Raw genomic sequence first — 14,805 nt, forward strand, 5'->3', positions numbered from 1 at the left:
CGCCCCGGGTGGTCGTGTGGATGGCGGGAGTTCCTGACTCACCCGTCCCGGGTGGTGCCGAGGCACGACCGGTACGGGCTCACAGTGGCGGGACCGCGCCGGATTCTCACCGGGCTTCCTCCCCGGGGTCCTGGGACCCCATGCCGTCTGCATAGTAGATCGTGCCGTCGGGGGGCCGAAGGGTCGGCAGGATCACACCCGGTGGTCGGCCGGTTTCCCGTGGGTATGCTCGCCGCCATGCCGCCCACCCCACCCCCGCCGCCCGAACCGGGCGAACCTCGCATACGGGACCGTGGCGACGCCTGCCCCGGGGCGCTGCGCCTGCACGCGGCCGACGACGGCCGGCTGGCCCGACTCCGGCTCCCCGCAGGCCGCCTGACGTCACGTCAGGCACATGTGCTGGCCGACGCGGCGGAGACCCTCGGCGACGGGCGGATCAGCGTCACCTCGCGCGGCAACGCGGAGCTGCGCGGCCTTCCGGAGGGGTGCGGGGCCCGGCTCGCGGAGCTGCTCGCCGCGGCCGACCTGCTGCCCTCCCCGACCCACGAACGCGTCCGCAACGTCATCGCCTCGCCCACCGCCGGACTCGGCGGACTCGGCCGCGCCGACGTGCAGTTGTGGGCCCGCGGGCTGGACGCCGGCCTCTGCGCCGAGCCCCGGGCCGCGTCCCTTTCGGGACGGTTCCTGTTCGTCCTCGACGACGGCCGCGGCGAGGTGGCCGGACTCGGCGGCGATGTGAGCTTGGTCGCAGAGCCCGCCGGGACCGCCCTGCTGCGGCTCGGCCCCGCGGCCTTCCGGATCGACGCCGCCGACGCCGTCCGCGCCGCCCTCGCCGCCGCCCTCGCCTTCCTCGACGCCGCCGAGGCGGCCGGCACCGGGGCCTGGCGGCCGCGGGAACTGCCCGACACCCACGTACCGCGGTGGGCCGGGGCCCTGGCCCGCGCCGGGGTCGGGGCGGAGCCCGTCCCCGTACCGCCGCCGCTCACCGTCTCCCCGCCGCCCGCCCCCGGGGCGCTCCCCGGCGGCCTGCACGTCCTCGCGCCGCTCGGCCGGCTGACCGCCGCCCAGCTGCGGGCCCTGGCGCCGGCCGCCGAACTCCGCCTCACCCCCTGGCGCGGAGTGGTCGTCGTCGACCCGGAGCACCCGGCCGGCCCGACGCCCCCGACCGCCGAAGAGAGGCTGCGGGAGCTGGAGCGGCACGGACTCGTCACCCGGCCCGGGGCACCCGGGGCGGGCGTCACCGCCTGCACCGGCCGGCCCGGCTGCGCCAAGTCCCTCGCCGACGTCCGGGCGGACGCGCTCGCCGCGCCGCCGGGGCCGCTGCCCGTGCACTTCTCGGGGTGCGCGCGCCGCTGCGGGCACCCGCACGGCGACTGGGTCGAGGTCCTCGCCACCGGCGAGGACGCCTATCTGGTGGACGGCCTCCCCACCCCCCGCACCTCCCTGACCGAAGCGGTCGCCACCGCCCGCACGAACCCGACGAGATGAGCGAGAGCACCAGGATGTTCGACTACGAGAAGGACGGGGCGGAGATCTACCGCCGGTCCTTTGCCACGATCCGCGCCGAGGCGGATCTGGCGGGCCTGCCCGCCGACGTCGCCCAGGTGGCGGTCCGGATGATCCACGCCTGCGGCATGACCGACCTCGTACGCGATATCGCCTACTCGCCGCAGGTCGTCTCCCGGGCCCGCGAGGCCCTCCGGGCCGGCGCGCCGATCCTGTGCGACGCCCAGATGGTCGCCAGCGGCGTCACCCGCAAGCGGCTGCCCGCCGACAACGAGGTGATCTGCGCGCTCTCCGACCCGGCCGTGCCCGCGCTCGCCGCCGAGCTCGGCACCACGCGCTCGGCCGCCGCCCTCGAACTGTGGCGGGACCGCCTCGAAGGCTCCGTCGTCGCCATCGGCAACGCCCCCACCGCCCTCTTCCACCTCCTGGAGATGGTCGCGAAGGGCGCGCCGAGGCCCGCCGCCGTCCTCGGCATACCCGTCGGGTTCATCGGCGCCGCCGAGTCCAAGGACGCGCTCGCCGACCAGGACCTCGGCCTCGACTACCTCGTCGTCCGCGGCCGGCGCGGCGGCAGCGCCATGACGGCCGCCGCGATCAACGCGATCGCCCACGAAGCGGAGATCCAGGCATGACCACCGTGACCGGAAAGCTGTACGGCGTCGGCCTCGGCCCCGGCGACCCGGACCTCATGACCGTCGCCGCGGTGAAGGCCATCGCCGCCGCCGACGTCGTCGCCTACCACTCGGCCCGCCACGGCCGCTCCATCGCCCGCTCGATCGCCGCGGAGCACCTCCGCGAGGACCAGATCGAGGAGCGGCTGATGTACCCGCTCACGGTGGAGACCACCGACCACCCGGGGGGCTACCGGGGCGCCCTGAACGACTTCTACGAGGAGGCCGCGGCCCGCCTCGCCGCCCACCTCGACGCCGGCCGCACCGTCGCCGTCCTCGCCGAGGGCGACCCGCTGTTCTACGGCTCGTACCAGCACATGCACAAGCGGCTCGCCGACCGCTACGACACCACCGTCATCCCCGGCGTCACCTCGGTCAGCGCCGCCGCCGCCCGGCTCGGGGAGCCGCTGTGCGAGGCGGAGGAGGTCCTCACGATCATCCCCGGCACCCTGCCGGAGGACGAGCTGACGGCCCGTCTCGCGGGCACCGACTCGGCGGTCGTGATGAAGCTCGGCCGCACCTTCCCCACCGTGCGCAGGGCCCTGGAGCGGGCCGGCCGCCTCGACGACGCGCGGTACGTGGAGCGGGCGTTCATGCCCGGCGAGCGGACCGGCGCCCTGGCCGGGGTGGACCCGGAGTCCGTCCCGTACTTCTCCGTCGCCGTCCTGCCCTCCCGCGTCGACGAGGAACCCCCCGCGCGGGAGCGCGGCGAGGTCGTCGTCGTGGGCACCGGCCCCGCCGGCGCGCCCTGGCTGACCCCCGAGTCGCGCGGCGCGCTCGTCAACGCGGACGTCCTCGTCGGCTACACCACCTACCTCGACCGGGTGCCGGTGCTCCGGCCCGGCCAGATCCGCCACGGCTCCGACAACAAGGTCGAGTCCGAGCGCGCCGAGTTCGCCCTCGACCTGGCGCGCCGCGGCCGGAAGGTCGCGGTCGTCTCCGGCGGCGACCCGGGCGTCTTCGCCATGGCCACCGCCGTCCTGGAGGTCGCCTGCGAGCCGGAGTACGCGGACGTCCCCGTCCGGGTCCTCCCCGGGGTGACCGCCGCCAACGCGGCGGCCGCCGCAGCGGGCGCCCCCCTCGGCCACGACTACGCCACGATCTCCCTCTCCGACCGGCTCAAGCCGTGGGACGTCATCGAGGCCCGGCTCCGCGCCGCCGCCTCCGCCGACCTGGTCATCGCCCTCTACAACCCGGGCTCCCGCTCCCGCACCCACCAGGTGGCCGCCGCCCGCGACCTCCTGCTCGAACTGCGCTCCCCGGAGACCCCCGTGGTCGTCGCCCGCGACGTCGGCGGCCCCGAGCAGTCCGTCCGGGTCCTCACCCTGAAGACCCTGGAACCCTCCGAGGTCGACATGCGCACCCTCCTCCTCGTCGGCTCCTCCCAGACCCGCGCCGTCACCCGCGCCGACGGCCACACCATCGCCTGGACCCCGCGGCGGTACGGCTGAGCGAGCCCGCCGCTAGGAGGACGTGCGGGTGAAGGTGCCCAGCCCCTCCTGGTCCAGGTACTCGACGCGGACGGTCCTCCCGTCGGGGGAGAACGTCACGCCGGTGAGACCGACGGCGTTCTCCCCTCGCGTCGGGAAGCTGAACGTGTCGCCGGAGTAGTGCGTCAGCCGGTACGTCTGGGGCTCCGGCCCCAGACGCAGCACCAGGCCGCCGTCGTCCTCGGCCACCGTCATCCGCCCGTAGTAGTCATTGGTGTACGTGCCGGCGTACGCGTCGGCGGACTTCGCGGCGGAGGCGTCGGCCGGCGGATGGGCGTAGTCCGTCGGCGACCGGCCGGCGTCCGCCTCCTGCTCGTAGAGCGCGTTGACGAGCGGCATCCAGTCCCGGCTGGGCTTCCCCTCCTGCGCGGTGTCGAAGAAGTCCAGGGCGACCGCGTCCGCGACGCCGACCGGCGACCCGTTCGTGAGGACGACGATCCCCAGCTCCTCGCCCGGCAGCATCGTCACGTTGGTGTGGGCGCCCTCCGCGAACGCGCCGGTGTGCGACAGCCTCAGCCGGCCCTCGTCGTCGTACGACACGTTCCAGCCGAGTCCGTAGAAGCCGGTCCTGCCCGCCGGCGCCCGTGCCGGGGAGGACACGGCCTCGGGGTGATGGGTCAGTTCGAGCGCCTCCGCGTCGACGATCCGCCGACCGTCCAGCGTCCCGTCCCCCAGCTGCAGCCGCAGCCACACCGCCATGTCCCGCGCCGACGAACTCACCCCGCCGGCCGGCGACTGGGCGTCCGGGTCCCGCACGTAGCGCGCCTTCCACGTCCCGTCGGGCTCCTTCACGTGCCCCACGGCCCGGTCGGGGTTCTCCTCGAAGTCCCGGAAGCTCGAACTGGTGTCGTTCATCCCCGCCGGCCGGTACAGCGTGTCCTCGGCGAGCTTCTCCCACGCCACGCCCTTCTCCGCGGCGACGGCCTCCGCCGCCCCCGTCAGACCGAAGTTCGTGTACGCGTAACTCGCCCGGAACGGCGCCAGCGGCTCGTACCGCAGGTGCGCCAGGACGTAGTCCCGGTCGTACCCCAGGTCCTCCAGCAGGTCCCCCGCGTGGTCCGGCAGCCCGCTCCGGTGGGAGAACAGGTCCGCGACCGTCATGTGCGAGGTCACCCACGGGTCCTTCAGCCGGAACTCCGGCAGCTCCGGCGCCACCGGCTTCTGCCAGCCCTCCGTCCCCACCGCACCCGACACGATCGTCGACGCGATCGGCTTCGAGACGGACGCCAGCTGGAACACGGTGTCCGCGTCCACCCGGGCCGGCTTGCCCGCCTCCCGCACCCCGTAGCCCTTGAGGTGCACCACCTTGCCCTGGTACACCACCGCGACGGACACCCCCGGTACCCCGGTCCGTTTCATCATCGCCGCGACGTCCGCGTCGAGCCGCCCGACGGCCCGTTCCACGTCCGCCCGGTCGAGGACCGGTGGCGGCTGCGCGGGGGGCGGCTCGGGCGTCGGCGAGGGGGAGGGGCCCGGAGCGGCGCCCATCAGCGCCACGAGCCCCGCCGTGGCCAGCCACCGGACGGTACCCACCCCCTCATTGAACGCCCGGCGGAACCCGCTGTCGCGTCGGGGAACCGGCCGGGCGGCCCCGGGCCGGGACGGGCCGAGGTCAGCGGATACGGCGCTCCCGCCACTGGGTGGCGACCCACGCGGCGGCCTCCTCGGGGGTCGTCGCCGTCGGGATGCCGTGTGGGACCGGGGGGCGGCGGACGAGGACGACCGGGAGGCCGGCCTCGCGGGCTGCGGTGAGTTTGGGGGCGGTGGCGGCGCCGCCGCTGTCCTTGGTGACCACGACGTCGATCCGCCGGCGGGCGAGGACGTCCCGTTCGCCGTCCAGGGTGAAGGGGCCCCGGTCGAGGAGGATCTCGCTGCGGGCCGGGGCCGGGGTGTCGGGGGCGTCGACCGAGCGGACGAGGAACCACTGGGGGCAGGCGGCGAAGGCCGCGAGGCCCATGCGGCCGGTGGTGAGGAAGACCCGGTCGCCCAGGCCGTCGAGGGCCCGGGCCGCCTCCTCCAGGGAGGCGACGGAACGCCAGTCGTCGCCCTCCCCCGGGACCCAGCCGGGACGCCGGAGCGCCAGCAGGGGAACATGGGCGGTGGCGGCCGCCCGGGCCGCGTGGAAACTCATGCGCTCGGCGAAGGGGTGGGTGGCGTCGATGACCGTGTCCACGGCGTGCTCGGCCAGCCACGCCGCCAGCCCGTCGGCGCCGCCGAACCCGCCGATCCGCACCTCCCCCTCCGGCAGCCGGGGGTTCGCCACCCGCCCCGCGAGGGAACTGGTGACGCGGACCCGGCCGTGCAGCAGCCCGGCGAGCGCGCGGGCCTCGGAGGTCCCGCCGAGAATGAGTACGTGCACAGGAGCCTCTTCGTGACTTCAGGCGGCGGGCGTGAGGCCCAACTCAAGCACACCGGTCTCCGCCCGGGCTGGACGACCGGTGCCTGCGCGACGGCGGCGACGACGGCCGCGTACACGGCCCTGCTCACCGGCGACTTCCCGGACCCGGTGACGATCACGCTGCCGAAGGGGCAGACCCCGGCGTTCGCGCTCGCCGGCGAGCGGCTCACGGAGGGGACGGCGATGGCGGCCGTGGTCAAGGACGCCGGCGACGACCCGGACGTCACCCACGGCGCCGTGATCCGCTCGACGGTGCGGCTGCTGCCGCCCGGCTCGGGCGTCGTCTTCCGGGCGGGCGAGGGCGTCGGCACGGTCACCCTGCCGGGGCTGCCGCTGGAGGTCGGCGAACCCGCCATCAACCCCGTGCCCCGGCAGCTGATGCGCGAGCACGTGGCCGCGGTGGCCGCCCGGCACGGCGCGCCCGGCGACGTCGAGGTCACCGTCTCCGTGGACGACGGCGCCGAGATCGCCCGCTCCACCTGGAACCCCCGGATCGGCATCCTCGGCGGCCTGTCGATCCTCGGCACCACGGGCGTCGTCGTGCCGTACTCGTGCTCCGCCTGGATCGACTCGATCCGCCGCGGCGTGGACGTGGCCCGCGCCGGCGGCCTGACCCATGTCGCCGGCTGCACGGGCTCCACCTCCGAGCGCACGGTCGCGGGCCTCTACGACCTGCCGGAGATCGCCCTCCTCGACATGGGCGACTTCGCGGGCGCCGTCCTGAAGTACGTCCGCCGCCATCCCGTCGACCGGCTGACCCTCTGCGGCGGCTTCGCCAAGCTCTCCAAGCTGGCCGCCGGCCACCTCGACCTGCACTCCGCCCGCTCGCAGGTCGACAAGCCGTTCCTGGCGGACCTGGCCCGCACGGGCGGCGCGCCGGAGGCGCTCGCCGCCGAGGTCGCCGGGGCCAACACCGGCCTCGCGGCCCTGCGGCTCTGCGAGGCCGCCGGCGTCCCCCTCGGCGATCTGGTCGCCGCCCGCGCCCGCGACGAGGCCCTCGCCGTGCTCCGCGGCGCCCCGGTCGCGGTCGACGTCGTCTGCATCGACCGCGCGGGCGCGGTGGTGGGCCGCGCGGCGCCGAAGGGGCCGGGCGGCGGGTGAGTCAGGCGGCGGGGTAGCCGATCTCGGCGATGTCCTCCGCGAGGTCGGCGAGGGTCACAGCGGGGTTGAGGGCGGCGACGACCTCGGGCGTGAGGGGCCGCAGGGCGAGGACGTGGCGGACGGCTCCGAGGTCGACGGGGGTCTCGTAGCAGTCGGACGCCCAGGTGGCGTAGGCCGTCGCCGAACGGTCCGTGAGCAGCCGGAGGAACACGCCGGAGCCGTCCGGGTCGGTGCGGCCGTCCACGTCGGGGTACTCGACGGGGCCGGTGCGCCAGGCGGTGTCCGCGGTCTCGCGCCACAGGCAGGCGGTGGTCACGTGGACCCCGTCCTCGTCGGTGAAGGCGGGCTCGGTCAGGTACTCGCGGAAGACGTCGGGGACGCCGTCGAGCACGCCGGGCCAGGTCGTCCCGTCGGCGAGCGGCCCGTAGGGGCTGAGCGGGGACTCGTGGTCGAAGACGCGGGCGAAGGCCCCGGCGGGGGAGAGGACGATGGTGTACTCGCCGCCCGAGCCGTCCTTCATCGACGCCAGCTGCTCGTGCTCCGACCAGTGGGCGTCGAAGGAGTAGGCGCGGCTCTCCCACTCGGGGCAGAGCACGGCTTCCAGCATCGCGAGCCCTCGGCTGTGGTCGCGCAGTTCCTCGATGCCCGGCAGCGCCCGGGCGACGTCGTAGACGGTCACGGGTCCATTCAAGACGGTGGCACCGACATGCGCGTCCCCGCCCCCGAACCTAGGCTCGACAGCGCAGGGACCCCCACGGAAAGGGAGGAATCGCCATGGCGAAGCGCGGCAACAAGAAGCGGGCGCGCAAGAAGAAGAAGGCGAACCACGGCAAGCGGCCGAACGCCTGAGTCGTGACGGTGACGGAGGCCGGACCCGTGTGGGGGTCCGGCCGTCGTCGTGCCGGGGTGCGGGGCCCGGTCAGCAGGCGTGGCGGTCGCGGGCCGGGTCGTAGAGGTGGCTGTCGCGGAACTCGGAGGCGGCGAGGGTGCGGCCGACGAGGATGACGGCCGTCCTGGTGATGCCGGCGTCCTTCACCTGGCCGGCGATGTCCTCCAGGGTGCCGCGCAGGACGAGCTCGTCGGGGCGGCTGGCCATGGCGACGACGGCGGCGGGGCAGTCGGTGCCGTAGTGCGGGACGAGCTCGGAGACGATCCGGTCGACGTAGCGGGCGCCGAGGTGGAGGACGAGCAGGGCGCCGCTGCGGCCGAGGGTGGCCAGGTCCTCGCCCTCGGGCATGGGCGTGGCCTGCTGGGCGATGCGGGTGAGGATGACGGTCTGGCCGACGGTGGGGACGGTGAGTTCCCGCTTGAGCGCGGCGGCGGCGGCCGCGAAGGCCGGGACGCCGGGGACGACCTCGTAGGGGATGCCGAGGGCGTCGAGGCGGCGCATCTGCTCGGCGACCGCGCTGAAGACGGACGGGTCGCCGGAGTGGAGCCGGGCCACGTCGTGGCCGGCGGCGTGGGCGGCGGCGATCTCGTCGACGATCCGGTCGAGGTCGAGGTCGGCGGTGTCGACGAGCGTGGCGTCCGGGGGGCACTCGGCGAGCAGTTCGGCGGGGACGAGGGAGCCGGCGTAGAGGCAGACGCCGCACGCCGCCAGGGTCCGCGCGCCGCGGACGGTGATGAGGTCGGCCGCGCCGGGGCCCGCTCCGATGAAGTAGACGGTCATGCTTCCTCTTCCTGCGGCACGGATTCGTGCGTCACGGGTTCCTTGGTCACGGACCACTGGGTGACGGGCATCGCCTGGCGCCAGCCGGTGAAGCCGCCGACGGGCACGGCGGCGGAGACCGCGAGCCGGATCAGTTCGCCGCCGTGGCGGCGGTACCGGTCGGCGAGCAGCGCCTCGGACTCCAGGGTCACGGTGTTGGCGACGAGCCGGCCGCCGGCGGGGAGCGCGTCCCAGCAGGCGTCGAGCAGGCCGGGGGCGGTCAGGCCGCCGCCGATGAAGACGGCGTGGGGGGTGGGCAGCCCGGCGAGGGCGGCGGGCGCGGGCCCGGTGACGACGCGCAGGGCGGGGACGCCGAGGGCGTCGGCGTTGCGGGTGATGCGGGCGGCGCGTTCCGGGGACCTCTCGACGGCGATCGCCCGGCAGGAGCGGTGGGTGCGCATCCATTCGACGCCGATGGAGCCGGAGCCGCCGCCGACGTCCCAGAGGAGTTCGCCGGGGGCGGGGGCGAGGGCGGCGAGGGTGGCGGCCCGCACGTACCGCTTGGTGAGCTGGCCGTCGTGGTCGTACGCGGCGTCGGGGAGGCCGGGGGCGGCGCCGAGCCGCAGGGTGCCGGGGTCGCGCACGCAGTCGAGGGCGAGGACGTGGAGGGCGTCGGTCCGTTCGTGGGGCCAGTCGGCCGCGGGGGCGTCGAGGATCCGTTCGCGGGGGCCGCCGAGCTGTTCCAGGACGCGGACGCGGGTGCCGCCCCAGCCGGTGGTGCGGAGGTACGCGGCGACGTCGGCGGGGGTGCCGGGGCCTTCGCCGAGGACGAGGACCCGGCGGCCGGGGTGGAGGACGGCGGCGAGGGCGGCGAGGGGCCGGGCGACGAGGGAGACGGTCTCGACGTCCTCCAGGGCCCAGCCGAGGCGGGCGCAGGCGTGGGAGACGGAGGAGGGGTGGGGGTGGACGCGGAGGCGGTCGGCGCCGGCGGTCTCGGCGAGGGTGCGGGCGATGCCGTAGAAGGAGGGGTCTCCGCTGGCGAGGACGGCGATCGCGCGGCCTTCGTGGGCGGCGAGGAGGCCGGGGACGGCGGGCCGGAGGGGCGAGGGCCAGGCGATCCGTTCGCCGGGGCAGTCGGCGGGGTCCAGGAGGGCGAGCTGGCGGGGGGCGCCGAGGAGGACCTCGGCGGCGCGCAGGACGCGGCGGGAGGCTTCGGGGAGCCCGTCCCAGCCGTCCGCGCCGATTCCGACGACCGATATCGCACTCGCACCGTTCACGCCGCCGAACTCTACGGGAGTGGCCGGCGGGGCCTGCCGCGCGGTCGCTCCGGGCGGAATAGGGGGAGGGGGTGCACCGTTGGACGTGATGGTTTAAGATTCAACCAACAAGCCGCGAGGCACCGCACCGCGAGAGGTGAGCACGATGCAGTTCGGGATCTTCACCGTCGGCGACGTGACGACCGACCCCACCACCGGCCGCACCCCCACCGAGCACGAGCGCATCAAGAACACCGTCGCCATCGCGCTCAAGGCCGAGGAGGTCGGCCTGGACGTCTTCGCGACCGGCGAGCACCACAACCCGCCGTTCGTGCCGTCCTCCCCCACCACCCTCCTCGGGCACATCGCGGCCCGCACCGAGAACCTGATCCTCTCCACGTCCACGACGCTGATCACCACCAACGACCCGGTGAAGATCGCCGAGGACTACGCGACCCTCCAGCACCTCGCCGACGGCCGCGTGGACCTGATGATGGGCCGCGGCAACACCGGCCCGGTCTACCCGTGGTTCGGCCAGGACATCCGGCAGGGCATCCCGCTCGCCATCGAGAACTACGCGCTCCTCCACAGGCTGTGGAGGGAGGACGTGGTCGACTGGGAGGGGAAGTTCCGCTCCGCGCTGCAGAGCTTCACCTCCACGCCCCGCCCGCTCGACGGCGTCCCGCCGTTCGTCTGGCACGGCTCCATCCGCTCGCCCGAGATCGCCGAGCAGGCCGCGTACTACGGCGACGGCTTCTTCGCGAACCACATCTTCTGGCCCAAGCAGCACACCGAGAAGATGGTCCGCCTCTACCGGCAGCGGTACGCGCACTACGGCCACGGCACCCCCGAGCAGGCCGTCGTCGGCCTCGGCGGCCAGGTCTTCCTGCGCAGGAACTCGCAGGACGCCGTACGCGAGTTCCGCCCCTACTTCGACAACGCCCCCGTCTACGGCCACGGCCCGTCCCTGGAGGAGTTCTCCCGGGAGACGCCGCTGACCGTCGGCTCCCCGCAGGAGGTCATCGAGCGCACCCTCTCCTTCCGCGACTACGTGGGCGACTACCAGCGCCAGCTGTTCCTGGTCGACCACGCCGGGCTGCCCCTCAAGACCGTCCTGGAGCAGCTCGACCTCCTCGGCGAGGAGGTCGTCCCGGTGCTGCGCAAGGAGTTCGCCGCCCTGCGTCCGGCCGGAGTGCCGGAGACCGCCCCGCTCCACCCCGCCGTCACCCGCACCACCGAGGAGGTCTGAACCATGCAGACGTTGAAGCTGGTCGCCGTCTCCGCCGGACTCAGCTCGCCCTCCTCCACCCGGCTGCTCGCCGACCGGCTGCTCCAGGCGGCCCGCTACCGGCTCGCCGAGCAGGAGTACGCCGTCGACGTCCAGGTGGTCGAACTGCGCGACCTAGCCCTCGACATCGCGAAGAACCTCGTCACCGGCTTCCCCTCGGAGCGGCTCCAGGAGGCCGTCGACGCGGTGACCGGCGCGGACGGGGTCGTCGCGGTGACCCCGGTCTTCACGGCCTCGTACAGCGGGCTGTTCAAGTCGTTCTTCGACCTGATCGACCCGGCCGCGCTGACCGGCACCCCGGTCCTGATCGGGGCGACCGGCGGCACCGCCCGCCACTCGCTGGTCCTGGACCACGCCCTGCGCCCGCTCTTCGCCTACCTGCGCGCGCTGACCGTGCCGACCGCCGTCTACGCGGCCTCGGAGGACTGGGGTTCGGACGGCGACGCGTACACCCAGGGCCTGCCCGCCCGGATCACACGGGCCGGCCAGGAGCTGGCCGACGCGGTCGCGGCGCGGCCGGCGCGGCCGTCCGACGAGGACGAGGTCGTCCCCTTCGAGCGGCAGCTGGCCGACCTTCGCCTTGATTGATCCCTTTTGTTACGTTGGGGGCGGATCGTTTTGATGTGCCGTACAACGAACGGAGGTCGGCGATGGCCGGCAGGATCGTGGTGGGCGTCGACGGATCGGCGCCCTCCCTCAAGGCGCTGAGGTGGGCGGCCGCACAGGCCGCCCTGACCGGGGACTCGCTGCAGACGGTGATCAGCTGGGAGTACCCGGCCTCCTGGGCGACGCTGATGCCGGGCCCGATCCCGGAGTTCGACCCGGAGCAGCTCGCCCGGCAGATCCTCGCCGAGTCCCTGGACAAGGTCCTCGACCCGGCGGTCGCCGCCGCGGCCACCCGGACGGTCGTCGGCGGGAACGCCCCGCAGGCTCTCCTCGACGCGGCGAAGGGCGCGAGCCTGCTCGTCGTCGGCGACCGCGGCTACAGCGGCTTCAGGGCGGCGATGCTGGGCTCGGTCTCCTCCCACGTCACCCAGCACGCGACGTGCCCGGTGGTGGTCGTGCGCGGCGAGACCGACGGCGCCGACGAGTCCGCCTGACCGGCGGGCGGGACGCCGCGCCCGGGCACCCGCACACCGTGCGCCGGTCCGCCGCCGGGAGCATGATGCCCTCATGGACATCAAGCTGGAACTGATCGGCGTGCCCGTCACCGACATCGACCGGGCCAAGGCGTTCTACGAGCGGGTCGGGTTCCACACCGACCACGACATCCCGGTGAGCGAGGACATCCGCTTCGTGCAGATGACCCCGCCGGGCTCGGCCTGCTCGATCGCCTTCGGCAAGGGCATCACGGAGATGGCCCCGGGATCCCTGGACAACATGCAGGTCGTCGTCGCGGACATCGAGGAGGCCCATGCCGACCTCACCGCCCGGGGCGTGGAGGTCGGCGCGATCGACGACCAGCCCTGGGGGTCGTTCGTCTACTTCGCCGACCCGGACGGCAACCGATGGGCGGTCCAGCAGACCACCCCGCGGGGCAAGTGACCCCGCCCTACCTGCGGTTGTAGAGCCGCATCGTCACCGCGCCGAAGACGGCCACGAAGAGCGCGGACCAGCCCAGGGTCCAGGCGACCTCGACGCCCGGCCACTCCCCCGCCATCAGTTCCCGCACCGCCGTGGCGAGGTGGGTGACCGGGTTGTTGTTGACGAACGCCTGGAGCCAGCCCGGCATCGTGCTCGGGTCGACGAAGACGTTCGACAGGAACGTCAGCGGGAAGATCACCATCATCGAGACGCCCATGACGGACTTCTCGCTGCGCAGCAGCAGCCCGAACATGGTCCAGATCCACGAGAACGAGAACGAGAACACCAGCAGCAGCACGACCCCGAGCGCCACGCCGACGACCCCGCCGTCCGGCCGGTAGCCGATGAGGATGCCGACCGTCAGCATCACGGCCGAGGCGATCAGATAGCGCACGACGTCGCCGAGGAGGTAGCCGACCATCGGCGCGGGCCGCCAGATCGGCAGCGTCCGGAAGCGGTCGAAGACGCCCTTCTCGATGTCGGTGTTGACGGAGATACCGGTGTACATCGTGATCATCACGACGCTCATCACCAGGATGCCGGGCAGCAGGAACTGGATGTACGAGGAGACCGAACCGGCCAGCGCGCCCCCGAAGAGGTAGGTGTACATCACCACCATCATGATCGGGAACGCCGTCACGTCGAACAGCTGCTCCGGCACGTGCTTGATCTTGAGCATGGCCCGCCAGCCGAAGGTCATCGAGGCGGAGAGGGCGCTCGGGCGCGGCGGGCGGGAGCGTCCCACGAGCAGCGCGGCCAGTTCGTCGGCCCGGGGGGCGACGAACTCCGCGGTGTCGGCGGCCCGTTTGTCCTTGCCGGTGGTGACGGTGGTCATGCCGTCGTTCCCTTCCTGTCCGTCAGCGCCAGGAACACCTCGTCGAGGCTGGGCTGTCCGAGCGCGAAGTCGTCGACGGTGATCCCGGCGCGGGCGAGTTCCGCGAGCGCCCGGGCGGCCTGTTCGGCGGCTCCGAGGTCCGTGCCGTGGCCGTCGACGGTGGCGGTGAGCGCGACCGGGTCGGGGTCGAGCTGGACGCCGGACCCGAGCGCCGCCCCGAGGACCCGCTCGGCCGCCGGCCGCTGTCCGGCGTCCCGCAGCCGCACGTGGACCGATCCGGAGCCGACGGACGCCTTCAGCTCGCCCTTGGTGCCCTCCGCGATCACCTTGCCGTGGTCGATGACGGCGATCCGGGAGGCCAGCCGGTCCGCCTCGTCGAGGTACTGGGTGGTGAGCATGACGGTGGTGCCCTGGGCGACCACCGCGCGGACGATGTCCCAGACCTGGTTGCGGCTGCGCGGGTCGAGCCCGGTCGTGGGTTCGTCGAGGAAGAGCAGGTCGGGGGTGTTGAGGATGGACGCGGCGATGTCGATGCGGCGCCGCATGCCGCCCGAGTAGTTCTTGACCTGCCGGTCGGCGGCCTCCTCCAGGCCGAAGGCCGTGAGCAGCTGCGCGGAGCGTTCGCGGGCGGCGGGGCGGCCGTGGCCGAGGAGCCGGCCCAGCAGGACGAGGTTCTCGGTGCCGGTCAGGTCCTCGTCGACGGAGGCGTACTGGCCGGTGAGGCTGACGCGGCCGCGCACGGCGTCGGCGTCGGCGACGACGTCCTGGCCGAAGACGCGGGCCCGGCCGGCGTCGGGGCGGAGCAGGGTCGCGAGCATCTTCACCGCGGTGGTCTTCCCGGCGCCGTTGGGCCCCAGGACCCCGTAGACGCTGCCGGCGGGGACCCGCAGGTCGACGCCGTCGACGGCGCGGTTGGTGCCGAAGACCTTGACCAGGCCCTCGGTCTCGATGGCGAGGTCGGTCATCCCGTCTCCTCCCGGAGGCCGCTCCTCCCAGTCTCCGTCGGCCCGCACGGTCCCGCCAGGCCG

General features: G+C 74.3%; 16 protein-coding genes and 1 riboswitch. Of the genes, 9 read left to right on the plus strand and 7 right to left on the minus strand.

Annotated features, from left to right (window positions below):
- Positions 1-8 precede the first annotated feature (8 nt).
- A riboswitch (cobalamin riboswitch) is annotated at positions 9-160 on the minus strand.
- A 65-nt stretch (positions 161-225) separates the two neighbouring features.
- From ACZ60W_RS05190 to ACZ60W_RS05200, 3 genes are read left to right on the plus strand one after another with little or no spacing between them, the layout of a single operon-like run.
- Positions 226-1,488 carry a cobalamin biosynthesis protein CobG gene (locus tag ACZ60W_RS05190; RefSeq protein WP_469753996.1) on the plus strand — a complete coding sequence of 421 codons (1,263 nt, stop codon included), beginning with the start codon at positions 226-228 and terminating at the stop codon, positions 1,486-1,488.
- Positions 1,485-2,138: a precorrin-8X methylmutase gene (locus ACZ60W_RS05195; RefSeq protein ID WP_469753997.1), complete on the plus strand. Its 654-nt coding sequence runs from the start codon at positions 1,485-1,487 to the stop codon at positions 2,136-2,138. Before ACZ60W_RS05190 ends, ACZ60W_RS05195 begins: the two co-directional genes overlap by 4 nt.
- Positions 2,135-3,628: a precorrin-2 C(20)-methyltransferase gene (locus ACZ60W_RS05200; RefSeq protein WP_469753998.1), complete on the plus strand. Its 1,494-nt coding sequence runs from the start codon at positions 2,135-2,137 to the stop codon at positions 3,626-3,628. The genes ACZ60W_RS05195 and ACZ60W_RS05200 overlap by 4 nt, the downstream gene beginning before the upstream one ends.
- Before the next feature lie 12 nt (positions 3,629-3,640).
- Here ACZ60W_RS05200 and ACZ60W_RS05205 read toward each other — a convergent pair whose 3' ends face one another.
- Positions 3,641-5,155, minus strand: a complete 1,515-nt coding sequence (locus ACZ60W_RS05205) for a serine hydrolase (protein WP_469754125.1) — start codon at positions 5,153-5,155, stop codon at positions 3,641-3,643.
- A 124-nt stretch (positions 5,156-5,279) separates the two neighbouring features.
- On the minus strand, positions 5,280-6,026 hold the full coding sequence (locus ACZ60W_RS05210) for a cobalt-precorrin-6A reductase (protein ID WP_469753999.1): 747 nt from the start codon (positions 6,024-6,026) through the stop codon (positions 5,280-5,282).
- Between the two features lie 12 nt (positions 6,027-6,038).
- Between ACZ60W_RS05210 and ACZ60W_RS05215 the strand changes: the two genes are divergently transcribed.
- Complete coding sequence (locus tag ACZ60W_RS05215; protein ID WP_469754000.1) at positions 6,039-7,166, plus strand: cobalt-precorrin-5B (C(1))-methyltransferase; 1,128 nt, start codon at positions 6,039-6,041, stop codon at positions 7,164-7,166.
- A gap of 1 nt (position 7,167) precedes the next feature.
- On the opposite strand, the gene ACZ60W_RS05220 is transcribed toward ACZ60W_RS05215, so the two are convergent.
- On the minus strand, positions 7,168-7,845 hold the full coding sequence (locus ACZ60W_RS05220; protein ID WP_469754001.1) for a hypothetical protein: 678 nt from the start codon (positions 7,843-7,845) through the stop codon (positions 7,168-7,170).
- A 95-nt stretch (positions 7,846-7,940) separates the two neighbouring features.
- On the opposite strand from ACZ60W_RS05220, the gene ACZ60W_RS05225 reads away from it, so the two are divergent.
- Positions 7,941-8,015, plus strand: a complete 75-nt coding sequence (locus ACZ60W_RS05225) for a 50S ribosomal protein bL37 (protein WP_099895366.1) — start codon at positions 7,941-7,943, stop codon at positions 8,013-8,015.
- Positions 8,016-8,085: 70 nt separating this feature from the next.
- Here the strand turns inward: ACZ60W_RS05225 and cobM are convergent, their stop codons facing one another.
- Entirely contained in the window at positions 8,086-8,835 is a 750-nt protein-coding gene (cobM, locus tag ACZ60W_RS05230; protein ID WP_469754002.1) for a precorrin-4 C(11)-methyltransferase, read from the minus strand.
- On the minus strand, positions 8,832-10,091 hold the full coding sequence (gene cbiE / locus ACZ60W_RS05235) for a precorrin-6y C5,15-methyltransferase (decarboxylating) subunit CbiE (protein WP_469754003.1): 1,260 nt from the start codon (positions 10,089-10,091) through the stop codon (positions 8,832-8,834). The genes cobM and cbiE overlap by 4 nt, the downstream gene beginning before the upstream one ends.
- Positions 10,092-10,236: 145 nt before the next feature.
- Here cbiE and ACZ60W_RS05240 point away from each other — a divergent pair, with 145 nt between their 5' ends.
- From ACZ60W_RS05240 to ACZ60W_RS05255, 4 genes are all read left to right on the plus strand, one after another.
- Positions 10,237-11,319, plus strand: coding sequence for an LLM class flavin-dependent oxidoreductase (locus tag ACZ60W_RS05240; RefSeq protein WP_469754004.1), 1,083 nt, complete (start codon positions 10,237-10,239; stop codon positions 11,317-11,319).
- A 3-nt stretch (positions 11,320-11,322) separates the two neighbouring features.
- Positions 11,323-11,946 carry an FMN reductase gene (locus tag ACZ60W_RS05245; RefSeq protein ID WP_469754005.1) on the plus strand — a complete coding sequence of 208 codons (624 nt, stop codon included), beginning with the start codon at positions 11,323-11,325 and terminating at the stop codon, positions 11,944-11,946.
- A gap of 62 nt (positions 11,947-12,008) precedes the next feature.
- On the plus strand, positions 12,009-12,458 hold the full coding sequence (locus ACZ60W_RS05250) for a universal stress protein (protein WP_469754006.1): 450 nt from the start codon (positions 12,009-12,011) through the stop codon (positions 12,456-12,458).
- Positions 12,459-12,531: 73 nt separating this feature from the next.
- The gene (locus ACZ60W_RS05255) at positions 12,532-12,903 is read left to right on the plus strand and encodes a VOC family protein (protein ID WP_469754007.1); all 372 of its coding nucleotides are present in this window, start codon (positions 12,532-12,534) and stop codon (positions 12,901-12,903) included.
- Positions 12,904-12,910: 7 nt separating this feature from the next.
- Here ACZ60W_RS05255 and ACZ60W_RS05260 read toward each other — a convergent pair whose 3' ends face one another.
- Complete coding sequence (locus ACZ60W_RS05260; RefSeq protein WP_469754008.1) at positions 12,911-13,777, minus strand: ABC transporter permease; 867 nt, start codon at positions 13,775-13,777, stop codon at positions 12,911-12,913.
- On the minus strand, positions 13,774-14,742 hold the full coding sequence (locus ACZ60W_RS05265; RefSeq protein WP_469754009.1) for an ATP-binding cassette domain-containing protein: 969 nt from the start codon (positions 14,740-14,742) through the stop codon (positions 13,774-13,776). The genes ACZ60W_RS05260 and ACZ60W_RS05265 overlap by 4 nt, the downstream gene beginning before the upstream one ends.
- Between the last annotated feature and the right edge of the window lie 63 nt (positions 14,743-14,805).

The organism is Streptomyces sp. NPDC104202, from assembly GCF_055584185.1.

Excerpts from the sequence above, each read along its gene's own strand:
- ACZ60W_RS05260 (WP_469754008.1), bottom strand. The coding sequence starts at position 13,777 with ATGACCACCGTCACCACCGGCAAGGACAAACGGGCCGCCGACACCGCG.
- ACZ60W_RS05200 (WP_469753998.1), top strand. The coding sequence starts at position 2,135 with ATGACCACCGTGACCGGAAAGCTGTACGGCGTCGGCCTCGGCCCCGGC.
- ACZ60W_RS05245 (WP_469754005.1), top strand. The coding sequence starts at position 11,323 with ATGCAGACGTTGAAGCTGGTCGCCGTCTCCGCCGGACTCAGCTCGCCC.
- ACZ60W_RS05195 (WP_469753997.1), top strand. The coding sequence starts at position 1,485 with ATGAGCGAGAGCACCAGGATGTTCGACTACGAGAAGGACGGGGCGGAG.
- ACZ60W_RS05205 (WP_469754125.1), bottom strand. The coding sequence starts at position 5,155 with ATGGGCGCCGCTCCGGGCCCCTCCCCCTCGCCGACGCCCGAGCCGCCC.
- ACZ60W_RS05255 (WP_469754007.1), top strand. The coding sequence starts at position 12,532 with ATGGACATCAAGCTGGAACTGATCGGCGTGCCCGTCACCGACATCGAC.
- ACZ60W_RS05250 (WP_469754006.1), top strand. The coding sequence starts at position 12,009 with ATGGCCGGCAGGATCGTGGTGGGCGTCGACGGATCGGCGCCCTCCCTC.
- cobM (WP_469754002.1), bottom strand. The coding sequence starts at position 8,835 with ATGACCGTCTACTTCATCGGAGCGGGCCCCGGCGCGGCCGACCTCATC.
- ACZ60W_RS05265 (WP_469754009.1), bottom strand. The coding sequence starts at position 14,742 with ATGACCGACCTCGCCATCGAGACCGAGGGCCTGGTCAAGGTCTTCGGC.
- ACZ60W_RS05240 (WP_469754004.1), top strand. The coding sequence starts at position 10,237 with ATGCAGTTCGGGATCTTCACCGTCGGCGACGTGACGACCGACCCCACC.
- ACZ60W_RS05190 (WP_469753996.1), top strand. The coding sequence starts at position 226 with ATGCTCGCCGCCATGCCGCCCACCCCACCCCCGCCGCCCGAACCGGGC.